Here is a 13,141-nt window from a genome sequence, read left to right as displayed (position 1 = left end):
AGTCGCGTTCTATGCCATGCGATGTAGACCCGTTGTACCCGTGGCGGAGAACGACTCTAATGAAGAGGTCGGCACGGCGGGGAATGGTCACGTGACCAGTCCCCCCACGCGTCGCACCGCCGGTTCCGGCATGGTGGGCGACGCGATGCCGAGAACCCCAGCGCCGGCCGTTCCCGGTACCGGTCGGCGGCACGGACGTTCCCCGCACAGGAAAGAGGTTGGTGATGACCCATCCATCCGGTGAGCCCGTCTACGCGGACGCCGTACTGAACGGCTGGCTGACGAGCATGGGACTCGGAGTCGAGTACGTCCGCGCCGAGGGGAACACGGTCTACTACCTCGACGACGAGGGCAGGGAGGTCCCGGTCCTCGACCACGCCTGCGGTTTCGGATCCCTCATCTTCGGGCACAACCACCCCGAGATCATCGCCCACGCCAAGGCCGCCCTGGACGCCGGCACCGTCGTCCACGCCCAGCTCTCCCGACAGCCCCGCGCCAACCAGATCAGCCGCATCCTCAACGACATCATGCGGCGCGAGACCGGCCGTGACGACCGCTACAACGCCATCTTCGCCAACAGCGGAGCCGAGGCCAACGAGATCTGCATGAAGCACGCGGAGCTCGAACGGCAGGAGCGGATCACCGCGCTGTTCGCCGAGATCGACGCCGAACTCGACACCGCCAGGGAAGCCCTCACCACCGGAACGGCCACCCTGGACACCGCCTCCCTCCCCCTCGTCGGTGGCGGGGCGGGCGACGTCGACGGCGTCATCGCCGAGATCCACCGCCACAACGACGAACGCCGCGCCGAACGGCCGCTGTTCCTCACCCTGGACGGCTCCTTCCACGGCAAACTCGTCGGCAGCATCCAGCTCACCCAGAACGAACCCTGGCGGACCCCGTTCACCGCGTTGTCGTCACCGGCGCGTTTCCTGCCCGCCGACGAGCCGGAGCTCATCGGCAAGATCGTCGAGGACGAGCGTCGGAGCGTGCTCACCCTGTCCCTCGACAAGGACACCGTCCGGGTCGTCGAACGGGACTTCCCCGTCGTCGCCGCCATCTTCGTCGAACCCGTGCGCGGGGGATCCGGGATGAAGACGGTGACACCGGAACTGGCCGAGGAACTCCACCGGCTCCGCGACACCCTCGGCTGCCCGCTGGTCGTCGACGAGGTGCAGACCGGCATCGGTCGCACCGGGGCGTTCTTCGGCAGCGCGCTCCTGGGCATCCGAGGCGACTACTACACGCTGGCCAAGGCCATCGGGGGCGGGATCGTCAAGAACTCGGTGGCCCTGATCCGCCAGGACCGCTTCCTGCCGGCGATGGAGGTCATCCACAGCTCGACCTTCGCCAAGGACGGTCTCTCCGCCTCCATCGCGCTCAAGGTGCTGGAGATGGTCGAAGCCGACGGCGGGCGCGTCTACCAGCGGGTGCGGGAGCGCGGGCAGCGGTTGGAGGCCATGCTGGAGTCGGTGCGCGCCGACCACTCCGACGTGGTCAGCGCGGTCTGGGGGACCGGGCTCATGCTGGCCCTGGAACTGCGGGACCAGTCGAACGCCACCTCCCAGGCGATCCGGGAGAAGGCGGCCCACGGGTTCCTCGGCTACGTCCTCGCCGGCTTCCTGCTCCGCGAGCACCACATCCGGGTGTTGCCGGCCGGCCCGCGCAGCGGCTTCCTCCGCTTCTCGCCTTCCCTGTACATCACCGACGAGGAGATCGACCGCACGGAGACGGCGTTGCGTTCGCTGTTCACCGCCCTGCGCGACCAGGACGGGGACCGACTGGTGCTGTCGTGACCACCCCGTCCGGGGGCGGCGCCGTGCGCGGTGCCGCCCCCGGACGGCGGTGAACCCCGCCCGAGTGTCGGTGCGACCTCCCCGCGTGCTCGGTACTCGGCGGTGGGTCGCGAACCGGTCAGACCGGGCGGGCCTCCACCAGGCTGAAGTCCACGTCGGCCGGCAGGTCGATGACGCGTTCGACGGCGAAACCGGAGTCGCCGCACAACTTCTCGAAGTCCGTGCGGGTCCGTTCCCGGCCGCCGATGAGGACCATCATGTTCAGATCACTCATGTACGGGTCCTCGGCCGCCTCGATCCGGGCCGTGTCCGAGCTGACGACCTCGGGGAGAACCGGCTCGATGATCAACAACCGGCCCTCCGGCGGGATGCCGGCCCTGACACGCCGGAGGATCTCGACGCACCGCTCGTCATCCCAGTTGTGCAGCACGCTCTTGATCATGTACAGGTCGGAGCCCGAGGGGACCGAGTCGAAGAAGTCACCGCCCACCACGCCACAGCGGTCACTCAACCCGGCGCCGTCGAGGGTGGCCTTGGCCTCGGCCACCCCCTGCGGGGTGTCGAACAGGACACCCTTCAACGTGGGGAACTCGGCGAGCACCGCGGCGAGCAGGGTGCCGTCCCCGCCACCGATGTCGGTCAGCGAGGTGAACCGGGCGAAGTCGTAGTGCTCGGGCAGCGACCCCGCCACCCCGTCGGACCTGGTGCGCTGGCTCATCGCCGCGTTGAACAACTGCGACAACTCCGGCTTGTTGGCCATGTACTGGAACACCGGCTCGTCGAAGAGGTCCTCGAACGCCGTCCGACCGGTTCGCACGCTCGTTCCCAGGTTCAGCCACGCCTCCTGCATGACCGGCTCGGTGAGCAGCAGCACCAGGTAGTGCAGCGACCGGGGCGTGTCCCGGCGCAGCAGGGAGCCGGCGTCGTTGAGCGCGAAACTCCCCGGGCTCCGCTCCTCGCAGAGCCCCAGGGCGGCCAGCGCGCGCAGCAGCCTGTTCAACCGCTCCGCCGGGATGTCGTAGGCCTTGGCCAGGTCGTCGACGTGTGCCTCCTCGTCACCGATGGCCTCGGCCAGGTTCAACCTGGCGGACACGCCCACGACCTGCGTCGCCATCGTGCCGAACAGCCACTGCATCACCTTGCGACGAGCCGCTACCTCCGCGGCGGTCATTTCCGACATGGTGTCCTCTCTCAGCGGTTGGGGTGAGCAAAGCCGGAACGCGTCAACGGCCGGATCCGAGCCGCCGCGAACGCCGGGAACACCGGGGCGCTCCGGAGGTCGTACCGGCCGGCCGGCCCTCCGGCTCCCCGCTGACCCGCGCCGCGTTCTCGGGCCGGGCCAGGGGGAGCAGGACCGTGCGGTAGGAGGGACGGGACGAGGGCAGCCTGGGTGACCGCCGGCGGGTGGGTGCTGCCGCACCACGCGCCGGCCTCCCACCCGAGCGGGACGGCGGAGGGGGGACGACCGGGGGAGCGGGTTCCTGGCGCGAGGGCCACACCGGCGCACGGCACCGGCTCGACCACCACACCGCCGGGGCGAGCGTGCCCGGGCCCGGCCACCGGGGCACGGGCTCGGCCGGCGACCCGATCACCGTCCGCCCCGTACGGGGCGGGGGAAACCCGCCTGGTCCACTAGTCGGTCGGACGCTCGGCCAGTTCGAAGCTCCACGGCAGGTTCAGCGCCCACCTCCCGAGCGCCTGCCGGGTGACGAACCGCGTCGGTGGGTGGAAGCGCACCGCGTGCACGTCCCGGATGAGGCGCGACGCCGTCCCGCTCGACGAGTAGGAGGCCACCCCCACCAGCTCGGAGGCCATCTCGACCGCGCGGATGGCGATCTCCACCGACTGGTGCTTGAGCGCCATCAGGGCCGGCGCCAGGGTACGAGGGTCCACCCTGTCCTCGTCCAGCTGGCGGGCCAGGCCCACGCAGGCCGCCTCCAACGGCAACACCTCCGCGTAGATGTCACCGAGCGCGGCCTGGAACGACGGCAACGCCGACCTCGACGCGCTCAGGTGGCTGATCGGCGACTTGGCCAGGGCGGCCCGGGCCTGGTCGATCGACGCGGACACCGCACCCAGGTACAGCGCGGTCGCCGTGGTGCAGAACCAGCCGAGCCCCGCGGCGAACACCTCGTCACCCATCGACCCCGGCTCGCTGCGGTGGATCACCATGTCCGAGGTGATCTCGCACTCGGTCAGCCGGACCGCGTCCGACTCGGACGCCCGCATCCCCAGGGTGTCCCAGGTCCGGTCGATCGACACCCCCGGGCTGTTGGTGGGCAACAGCGCCACGACCAGGCTCTCCGGCCCGCCTGCCTCGTCGACCACCTGGAGGCACAGGACGTCGCTCCGCTCGGCCAGCGAGCAGGGCACCTTCACGCCGTTGGCGATCCAGCTGTCACCCACCCTGCGGGCCGGGCAGTTGGACCGGGTGAGCGCGCCGCCCAGCCCCGGTTCGGCGAACGCCGAACCGATCACCAGGTTGTCCCGGGCCACGTCCCGGAGCAGTTGGGCCGACTCGTCCTGGTGTCGACGCCAGTGCTCCACCATGAAACCCAGCGAGAACAGGTGCATGTTCGCGCCGACCGCCAGCGCCGGATCGGCCGCGCCCACCGCCCGCTGCACGGCACAGCACTCCGCCAACGAGGCCCCACTCCCACCGAACTCGGTCGGAATCGGCAGGCCGAAATACCCGGCGGACCGCAGGATGTCCACACTGCGATCCGACAACCGTCCGTTCCTGTCGTTTTCCTCCGCCTCCTCCGACAGTTCCGCGAAAACGGACTTCGGGATCAGGTGGTCAATCTCCGGCCAGATCACGTCGGCGCCGCGCTCGTAAGTGTAAGCCTCATCCATGATTACTTATTCACTTATCATGGGAACGAATTGTCAAGACGTGCGGGAGGTGTACACCTCGTCTCTTCGGTGTAGAACCGGTGCCGCCAGCCAGCGGAGCGATCGGCAGCGCGAGGAGACCACCATCGGCTGCCCGGCCCCTCGACGGCCGGCCGTCCCCCGAGCGGGCCCGACCACTGGTCGGAACGGCCGCATCCGCTCGGTCCGAGTGGAGCCATCCCGGTCACCCCCCATCGTCATTCGTTGACCTGGGATTACCCCCGCTCCAAGCCCTGCGGGCGCCGGACGTCGCCAGCCCGGCCGTGGGCACCTCGCCCGGCACGGGTGTGCCCGGTGATCCCCCGACACGCCCCCCTTGGAGGAGGGCGCGGTCCCTTGACCCGACCCCGGCCCGAACATGACACGGCCCGCCGACAGTGGGGGCGGCGGCACCCGAAAAGGCGAGCCCTCCGCGTCGCATCCCGCCCACGGTGACGACCCGGGATCGAGTATTCCGCGAGAGTTCGGGTGAGATCCGCGCGAAATCCGGAATGGGTGCCCGTCGAACCCCGCCGCCGGGGGCGAGGACCGCCATTTCCTGTTGGCCCACCGACTCGCCCCGGCGACGCGCTTTCCCGCACACGGGCCCGGGAGTGCCCGAGAAAGGGGATGGCGCTCACGCGTCGCCCTTCCCGAACACCAGCCGCCCCATCCCGCAGGCGCGCGCCAGCCGGCACACCGGGCGAGCCGGAGCGCACCGATCCGCCGGACACCCGAGGGGAGATCCGCCGCGTACCACCCGGTGCGCATCGCGCGGGCACGGGACGGACCCGTCCCGGCCGGGCTGACCTCCCCGGCCGGGACGTCGGCGGTGGCGGATCAGGGGGCCGGTGCCGCCCCGATGTGCCAGCTCCGCGCGTGCTCGTACTGGTTGTACAACCGGGCGAAGGTGCCCCCGGTCGCCCGCAGCTCGCTGGGGGTCCCCGCCTCGGAGACCCGGCCGCCGTCCAGCGCGATCACGTGGTCGGCGGTGGCCAGCGTCGCCGGCCGGTGCGCGATCACGATCACCGTCCGGTTCGGGTCCTGCGACAGGTTCGCGATCGCCTCGCTGATCGCGCCCTCGTTCTCCGGGTCCAGCGCCGACCCGGCCTCGTCGAGCAGCACCACCCGCGCCTTCTTGAGGAACGCGCGGGCGATGGACACCCGCTGCCGCTCGCCTCCCGACAGCTGGGCGCCCCCCTCCCCGACCTTCGTCTGCCAACCCTGCGGCAACCGGGCCACGACCTCGTTGAGCCGGGCCGCCCGCGCCGCCGCCATCAGCTCCTCGTGGGTCGCGTCCGGCTGGGCGATCCGCAGGTTCTCCTCGATCGTCGTGTCGAACAGGTACACGTCCTGGAACACGATGGCCACGTCGCTGAGCAGCACCTGGTGGTCGAGTTCCCGGACGTCCACGCCGCCGACCCGCACGCTGCCGGAGTCGACGTCGAAGAACCGGGCGATCAGCCGGGTGACCGTGGTCTTGCCCGACCCGGACGGCCCGACCAGCGCGGTGGTCGTGCCGGGCCGGCACCGGAAGGACACCCCGGACAACGCCGGCGTCCCTCCGTAGGAGTAGGTGACGTCGGAGAACTCGATCGTCGCGTCCTTCAACTCGCGCACCGGCTTCGGGTGGTGCTTCAACGCCGGGGTGTACAGGATGTTCTCGACCCGGGTCACGGAGTTGTCCATCGCGTGCAGGGTGCCCAGCAGCTCCGTCAGGGTGCCGAGCGGCTCCAGGAACCGCACCGCCAGCACCAGCAACGCGACCGCGTCGGCGACCTGGAGGGTGCCGCTGAGCAGGAACTGCGCACCCAGCACCATCACCGCGACGAACCCCACCATCACCACGGCGGTGTAGGTCAGGTCGGGGACCAGCGAACGACGCAGGCCCTTGCGGTACCGCGTGCGGTGTTCGTCCAGCGCGTGCCGCATCCGGGCGGTGCCGGTGGTGCCGTGACCGGCCGCCCGCAGCACCGGCTGGGCCTGCCCCATCTCGATCGCCCGGCCCGCGATCTCCGTGGCCGCCTCGTCGAGCTCGCGGTCCGCCTCGGCGGTGATCCGCCCGGCGCGCCGCAGGGCGAGGAAGGCCACCGGCAGGATCGCCAGGAACAGCAGCGCCAACCGCCAGTCGACGAAGAAGGTCACCACCACGACCGTCGCCGGCACGACGGTGCCGGTGATCGCCGGTGGTCCGAACGTGGAGGCCAGCTGGGCCACGTTGCCGGCCGACGTGGTCACCGTGCGGGACAGCTTCGCCTTGTTCCCCCCGGTGAACCAGCCCAGCGGCAGGGTCGCGGCGTGCCGCATCAGGCGGTGCCGCAGCTGGGCTGCCAGGCTCATGCTCGCGGCGAAGCCCACCGGGGTGGCGATCATCTTCAACACCCCGTACACGGCGGCGCCCACCGCCCCGGCGACCAGCCACGGCGTGGCGGCGGCGAGATCCGGTTCCGGACGCAGCAGCGCCCGCAGGATCGGCACCAACATGCCGAGCAGCACGCCCTGGAGGATCGCCAGGACCAGGTGCAGCAGTCCCATCCGCACCAGCACCCCGGGATGCGGGTACAGGCGGTACAGGTGGCGGATCATGCCGTGTCTCCGTTCTGCTGGGCCCGCCACATCCGCGCGTACAGGCCGTTGCGGGCGAGGAGGACGGGGTGCGACCCGACCTCGGCGACCCGACCACCCTCCAGGACCAGGATCTGGTCGGCGCTGGCGATGGTGTGCAGCCGGTGGGCGATCACGATCACCGTCTTACCGGCGATCAGGGTGGCCAGCGCGTCCTGGACGGCGGCCTCCCCGTCCGGGTCGAGGGCGGCGGTGGCCTCGTCCAACACCACCACCGGAGCGGCGGCCAGGATCGCGCGCGCGATGGTCAGCCGCTGCCGTTCACCTCCGGACAGCCCGCCACCCACCGCGTCGAGCACGGTGTCGTAGCCCTGCGGGAGGCGTTCGATCACGTCGTGGATCTGGGCCGCCCGCGCCGCCTCGCGCACCTGCTCGTCGGAGGCGCCCGGACGACCGATCCTGATGTTCTCCGTCACCGTGTCCCGCAGCAGCGCCACGTCCTGGAAGACCAGCGTCATCGAGGACAGCAGGGTCTCGGAGGACATGTCCCGGACGTCGACCCCGCCGATGCGGATCGCTCCGCCGGTCACGTCGTAGAACCGGGGGAGCAGGCTGGCCAGCGTGGTCTTGCCCGCGCCGGACGGCCCGACCAGCGCGGTCACGGTGCCCGGCTGGCAGCGCACGCTGACGTCCTCCACCGCGTTGGTGGCCCCGTCGTAGGAGAAGGTGACCCGGTCGAGCTCGATGTCGTGCCCGGTCGGGGTCCTGGGCTCGGCGGGCTCCGGCAGGGCCTCCCGGTTGAGCAGGGCGTCGATGCGCCCCGCCGCCATCCGTGCCTTGCGCAGACCCTGGTTGCCCTGGATCAACGGGGTGAGGGAGGTCGGCAGACCCACGCCCACCACCAGGAACGGCAGGATGTCGACGAAGGTGAGCTCCCCGGCCGTGACGAAACCGAGCCCCGCCGCGAAGACGACCGCGAGGACCGTGACCTCGGAGTTGAAGAGCTGGCACAACGCCGAGCTGTACCGGACCTCGGAGACCCAGGTGCGCATCGCCGCGGTGTGCTCCCGCACGGCGGCGCCGAACCGGTCGAGCAGTCGGCCGTTGGTGCCGAAGGCCTTCACGACGCTGATCCCGTCGGCGTACTCGACGCTGGCCGCGCTGATCCGCCCCTCGGCCGCGAGCAGCCGAGCCATGTGGGCGGGCATCGAACGCATCGAGACGCGGTAGGCGAGCAGCATCATCGCCGGGACGGCCAGCGTGATCAGCGCCATCCGCCAGTCCACGAACAGCAGGTACCCGAACCCGACGAGGATCGCCGTCGCCCCGGCGGTGATCTCACCGAGGGCGTGCGCGATCAGCTGGTGCATCTCCTCCAGGTCGTCGGTCATGGTCTTCTTCACCTGGCCGGAGCCGGCCGAGCGGAACCAGCCGAGGGGGATCACCCCCAGCCGCCGCACCAGCCGGACCCGGATGTCCCTGAGCATCTCGGCGTCCGCGTAGTGGCCCACGTGGGAGGAGAAGCCCAGCAGCACCAGGCGCAGCATCGCCCCCAGGCCACCGATCGCGACCCAGGTCCAGACCGTGGGGGCGGCGGCAGCAGCGCTGGGTGCGGTGAGCACCGCACGGGCGATCTCGGCGATGGCCAGGTAGGGGAGGAATCCCGCCGCGGCGGCGAGCGCGGACAGCACCCCGCAGGTGATGAAGTGGCGACGGACCGGCCGGAGGAGGCGAGCCGCCGCGCCGACCCGGACCAGGGTGGGGTTGTCCTCCTCGGCGGGGCCGCGTGGGGGGTTGTCGAGTGGGGCGGTGCGCTCCGCCGTGGTCGTGTCCGTCGTTGTCATGAGCCTTCCTCGTCGTGGAGGTCATGTCGCGTCGCCGCGTGGTCAGGGCGCGGTCGGCGTGCCTGGTCGGCTGCCTGTGTGGCGCCGGGACCGGCCCCGGGGCGACGGAATGACTGGCAGTCAGTCACCACTCAAGGCTAGGCTAACCTAATCGGAAAGGTTGAACCAGGGTCGTCCGCCGGACCGGGCGTTGGGTACCCCGGCGGAGGCCGTGCACACCAACGGGCGAACCACGGGAGCCGGGAGGTGACTTCCGGAGCGAGGCGGTGAGGGCGTTGCGAGACGGCGTGGTGCCGGGTGCCCGACGACGGGTGGGGGCGCGCGCGAGCCCCCGTGGACACCCCGAGGCCCGGCCGGGGCGGGCGGGTCAGGCCCCCGGGGCCCGGGTGCTCACGTCGCGGGCGCGAGCAGGATCCGGCAGAGCCGGGTCACCTCGGCGAGCATGCGGTCCTCGTCCGCCGGTGTGTGCAGGATGTGGTCGGCCGTCCCGTGCATCGCGTGGTAGAGGATCACCGCGGTCGCCGTGGGGTCGGGGATCGTCGCCCCGATCTCGACCAGCAGGTCGCGCAGCGCGTCCACCGCCGGGTTGTCCTCGGGGCCCTCTGGCCGGGACGGGTGGTGGAACAGCAGGTCGTGCAGCCGGACGTCACGCCGGTACTCGTCGATCCCGCTGAGGATCCACCGTTCGATCTTGTCGACACCCCCGCTGGGCTCGGCAGCCTGCCGCTGGTTGCTCACGAACCGCTGGACGTACCGGTCCCGCAGGGCACCGAGAAGATCGTCCTTGTTCGTGAAATGGAGGTAGAAGGTCCCCTTCGCGACGCCGGCACCAACGGTGATGTCATCGACCGTGAGGGAGTCGATGCCGTCCTGAAGCACGCGTGATTCGGCGGCGTCGAGCAATTCACTGCGACGCTGCTCGCCCGGTTTCGTGCGTGCCACCTCATCCCCTTTCGGTCCGGAACAGCGTATACAACGCGATCCCGTGCCGCACACAGCGCTGTTTGCGCGAACTGTTGTATTCACCGTGACTGCCGGTCAGTCATGCCAATTGTAGGGAGAGACGATGCGGGGCACTGAACACGGTGTCGTACCGGAGACCACGACCGGCCCACCCGGGCGGGCCGGTCGATCGGAACCCGGCCAGCTGGGTCGAGCGCACCGGCTCGGCGTCATCACCGCGCTGTTCCTGGTCGCCGACATCGGCTACTCGTTCTTCTTCGGAGCGCTCGGCACGATCCTGCTCGGCCGGGGGGTCTCCCTGGGCACGGTGGCGCTGATCAACCTGCTCGGTGTCGTCTACTTCAGCCGCTTCCTCATCGGTCCGGTGATCGACCGGTTCGGCTCGGTCCGGTTCGGCCACTACCGCACGTGGCTGCTGTCGACGCAGGTCGTGCTCGTCCTCTTACTCGTCGTCCTCGCCGGACTCGATCCCGTGGACAACCTGGGGCCCACCCTGGTGCTGATGACGCTGCTCCTGGTCATCTCGGCCTTCCACGACACCGCGATCAACGGCATGGCGGTCCGCCTGCTGCCGCCGAGCGACTACGGCGTCGCCAACGGCATCCAGGTCGCGGCGGCGAGCCTGTCCATCCTCATCGGCTCCGGCGGCGCCCTGTTCCTCTACTCCCACGCGGGTTGGACGACGACCCTGCTGGCCCTGGCGGCGGTCTTCCTCATCCCCCTCGCCGTGCTGGCGCGGCTCGTCGAGCCGGTCGTGCGGCCCGCCAACCGGTCGGAGCCCTGGCGGGCGCTGCTCAGCTTCTTCCGCCAGCGGCGGACCGCCGTCTGGACGCTGCTGGTGATCCCCGTCTTCCTGCTCGGTGACTGGCTCGCGTCCGCTCCGCAGTCCGCGATGCTGCTGGCGGTCGACTGGTCGCTCGACGAGATCGCGCTGGTCCAGTACACGCTGGCGGTCGCGGCGCAGGCCGCCGTCGCCCTGGTGGCGGGCGCCCTGATCACCCGGTTCGGCCGTTCCGCTCCCGTCGTGGTGACCGGGGTGGTGGGGGCGGTCGCGACGGCCTGCCTGCTGCCCCTGGCGTTCGGCGGCGGCGGGTACGGGCTGACGGCCGGGGCGTTGGTGGTCATGGCCGTCGCCTACGGGGCCAAGATGACGTGGGTGTCGACCATCTCGATGGAGCTGGCCAGGAAGAGTTCGGCCGCGACCGACTACACGATCCCGATGTCCATGATCGGGATGTGCCGGATCGTCCTCAGCTCCGTCGGGCTGGGGCTGGCGGGAGTCACCGGGTACCCGGTCATGATCGCCAGCTCCGTCCTGGTCACGCTCGCCGGTGCCGCCGTCGCGCTCTCCTGGACGAGGCGGCACGTGTCCGGCGGAACCACGGCGGGCGGCTGAGCTACCTCGGGGGCGGCGGTCGGCTCAGGTCCGCCCCCGCCGCCCCCGGCGCCGGGATGGAGCGGGCGGACGCTCCCGGCGCCGGTGGTGTCGGCCTCTCCCGGGAAATGCGGCGGGAACATTGTCGGTCGCGGTGGGGAAGGGGAGTTCCGCGCGAGCCGCGCGGCGACAGCCCCGAAACCGGCTTCGCGGCGGGCGCGGGCGAATAGGATGTCGCATCCCGTTTCCGGCTCATGACTCTCGGTGCGGGAATGGTGATTCCTGGAAATGGTTTTCGCACCCGGCCGAGTCCACCGACTTCCTCGGGTGGCGACCGGCATCCGGCCTCAGCGCCGACTCCCGGTGCCCACCAGGGTTGTCGCGTCCAGCTCGGTCACGTCGTCCTCGGCGAGGAGCTCCAGGTAGCGGCCGCGGACTGCCTCGATCCCCTCCTCGTCGAGGGGGTCGAGGGCCGCGCGGAAGCCGGAGCCGAGTACCACGAGCCAGGCGATGTCGGGCGTCATGGGCAGCCGGTGTTCGTGGACCCGCACCACGACGTCGTGCAGGCCCCGGTCCCGCAGCCAGTCCGTGAAGCCCTCGACCGTCCGGATGTCCCGGGCCGGCGGCGGGGACGGGGGCGGCCCGGAGGGCGGGGTCCCGAGCACCTCGGACACGGCCCTGCCCAGGCGCGCGCCCGCGGCCTCCATCGCCCCGCGCCGCCAGACGGTCAACCCCACGCGGCCCCCGACCCGTGCCCGGCTGACGAGGTGATCGGTGCCGGCAGCCATGTCGGGGAAGAAGAAGATGCCGAGCACGGCCTGGACGACGTCGTACCCCGAGGGCTCCCAGGTGGTGACGTCGGCCGAGGAGGCGCGGAGCTGGGGCAGGTCGGAGGCATGCCGCCGCAGGCGGTCGATCATCGGATCCGAGATGTCGACGGCGTCCACGGTGCCGTCCGGTCCCACCAGTCGGGCGCTGGGTAGTGCCGAGGCCCCGGTCCCGCAGCAGGCGTCCAGGACCCGTTCCCCGGGGCGGAGCGCCAGGGCGGCCACCGTGGCCGCCCCGATCGGTTCCCACAGGTGACGTCCGAGTTCGTCGAAGTGGGCCGTCGCCGTGTCGAAGGAGGGGCGGTCCACCGGAAGTCGATGCGCGGTCATGTCGAGAATGATAATCATTTCATCCCGAAGGCGGGTGTGGCTCCAGTGGGCCAGGGTTCCCGGCCTCCTCCGGCGGTCCGGCGCCGGGTGTTCGCCCCGTCTCGCGCCCGACCCTGGCTGTCGTCGGCCGGGAATGATGAGCATGGATGAAAATGAAAATCGTTGTCGTGTACGGTGTCCGGGGATGCCCTCCCATCCACGACGGTGGTGCCCCGCCCAGGGGCACCACCCGGGGGCACCGCACGGGGACGCCTCCCTCCGCCCCGCAGGGCGGACGAGGGCTCCGCCCCACCGGGTCCCGGTGCCGGGGCACCGCCACGAGGGCCGTCGACACGAAGGAGAAGCTCATGAAGGTCCGCAGGTCACTGCGATCGCTGAAGAAGAAGCCCGGGGCCCAGGTCGTGCGGCGCCGGGGCAAGGTGTACGTGATCAACAAGCGGGATCCCCGCAACAAGGCCCGCCAGGCGTGAACCGCGCCCCGGGGGCGGGAACTCCCGGTCCGTGAAAGGCCGCTCCGGCGGCGGAGGCCGCACCGCCTCCGCCGCACGCGACCCGGTGCCTTCCCCG

General features: G+C 71.1%; 9 protein-coding genes. 3 read left to right on the top strand and 6 right to left on the bottom strand.

What is annotated here, in order from left to right; all coding sequences use genetic code 11:
• The first annotated feature begins 224 nt into the window (after positions 1–224).
• A complete protein-coding gene (locus tag C1701_RS00885; protein ID WP_030107174.1) occupies positions 225–1,796 on the top strand; it encodes an aspartate aminotransferase family protein in 1,572 nt (523 codons plus the stop codon).
• 118 nt (positions 1,797–1,914) lie between these two features.
• On the opposite strand, the gene C1701_RS00880 is transcribed toward C1701_RS00885, so the two are convergent.
• The 5 genes from C1701_RS00880 to C1701_RS00860 all read right to left on the bottom strand — a co-directional run bounded on the left by C1701_RS00880 (position 1,915) and on the right by C1701_RS00860 (position 10,021).
• The gene (locus tag C1701_RS00880; RefSeq protein ID WP_245588943.1) at positions 1,915–2,967 is read right to left on the bottom strand and encodes a methyltransferase; all 1,053 of its coding nucleotides are present in this window, start codon (positions 2,965–2,967) and stop codon (positions 1,915–1,917) included.
• A gap of 461 nt (positions 2,968–3,428) precedes the next feature.
• Positions 3,429–4,652 (bottom strand): acyl-CoA dehydrogenase family protein, encoded by a 1,224-nt coding sequence (locus C1701_RS00875; RefSeq protein WP_051314328.1) that lies wholly within the window; start codon positions 4,650–4,652, stop codon positions 3,429–3,431.
• A gap of 858 nt (positions 4,653–5,510) precedes the next feature.
• Positions 5,511–7,256, bottom strand: a complete 1,746-nt coding sequence (locus C1701_RS00870; protein WP_026420389.1) for an ABC transporter ATP-binding protein — start codon at positions 7,254–7,256, stop codon at positions 5,511–5,513.
• Entirely contained in the window at positions 7,253–9,079 is a 1,827-nt protein-coding gene (locus C1701_RS00865; protein WP_030107177.1) for an ABC transporter ATP-binding protein, read from the bottom strand. The genes C1701_RS00870 and C1701_RS00865 overlap by 4 nt, the downstream gene beginning before the upstream one ends.
• 390 nt (positions 9,080–9,469) lie before the next feature.
• The gene (locus C1701_RS00860; protein WP_162147338.1) at positions 9,470–10,021 is read right to left on the bottom strand and encodes a TetR/AcrR family transcriptional regulator; all 552 of its coding nucleotides are present in this window, start codon (positions 10,019–10,021) and stop codon (positions 9,470–9,472) included.
• Positions 10,022–10,145: 124 nt separating this feature from the next.
• On the opposite strand from C1701_RS00860, the gene C1701_RS00855 reads away from it, so the two are divergent.
• Entirely contained in the window at positions 10,146–11,438 is a 1,293-nt protein-coding gene (locus C1701_RS00855; RefSeq protein WP_103055330.1) for an MFS transporter, read from the top strand.
• A 326-nt stretch (positions 11,439–11,764) separates the two neighbouring features.
• On the opposite strand, the gene C1701_RS00850 is transcribed toward C1701_RS00855, so the two are convergent.
• Positions 11,765–12,574 (bottom strand): class I SAM-dependent methyltransferase, encoded by an 810-nt coding sequence (locus tag C1701_RS00850; protein ID WP_030107181.1) that lies wholly within the window; start codon positions 12,572–12,574, stop codon positions 11,765–11,767.
• 347 nt (positions 12,575–12,921) lie between these two features.
• Between C1701_RS00850 and ykgO the strand changes: the two genes are divergently transcribed.
• A complete protein-coding gene (gene ykgO, locus C1701_RS00845; RefSeq protein ID WP_016698990.1) occupies positions 12,922–13,044 on the top strand; it encodes a type B 50S ribosomal protein L36 in 123 nt (40 codons plus the stop codon).
• Positions 13,045–13,141 lie beyond the last annotated feature (97 nt).

The organism is Actinoalloteichus sp. AHMU CJ021 (assembly GCF_002895405.1).
Lineage (GTDB): Bacteria > Actinomycetota > Actinomycetes > Mycobacteriales > Pseudonocardiaceae > Actinoalloteichus_B > Actinoalloteichus_B caeruleus.
This window is presented reverse-complemented; position numbering and strand designations above follow the sequence as displayed.

Coding starts and splice junctions, on each gene's coding strand:
- C1701_RS00885 (WP_030107174.1), top strand. CDS start 225: ATGACCCATCCATCCGGTGAGCCCGTCTACGCGGACGCCGTACTGAAC.
- C1701_RS00880 (WP_245588943.1), bottom strand. CDS start 2,967: ATGACCGCCGCGGAGGTAGCGGCTCGTCGCAAGGTGATGCAGTGGCTG.
- C1701_RS00875 (WP_051314328.1), bottom strand. CDS start 4,652: ATGGATGAGGCTTACACTTACGAGCGCGGCGCCGACGTGATCTGGCCG.
- C1701_RS00870 (WP_026420389.1), bottom strand. CDS start 7,256: ATGATCCGCCACCTGTACCGCCTGTACCCGCATCCCGGGGTGCTGGTG.
- C1701_RS00865 (WP_030107177.1), bottom strand. CDS start 9,079: ATGACAACGACGGACACGACCACGGCGGAGCGCACCGCCCCACTCGAC.
- C1701_RS00855 (WP_103055330.1), top strand. CDS start 10,146: ATGCGGGGCACTGAACACGGTGTCGTACCGGAGACCACGACCGGCCCA.
- C1701_RS00850 (WP_030107181.1), bottom strand. CDS start 12,574: ATGACCGCGCATCGACTTCCGGTGGACCGCCCCTCCTTCGACACGGCG.
- ykgO (WP_016698990.1), top strand. CDS start 12,922: ATGAAGGTCCGCAGGTCACTGCGATCGCTGAAGAAGAAGCCCGGGGCC.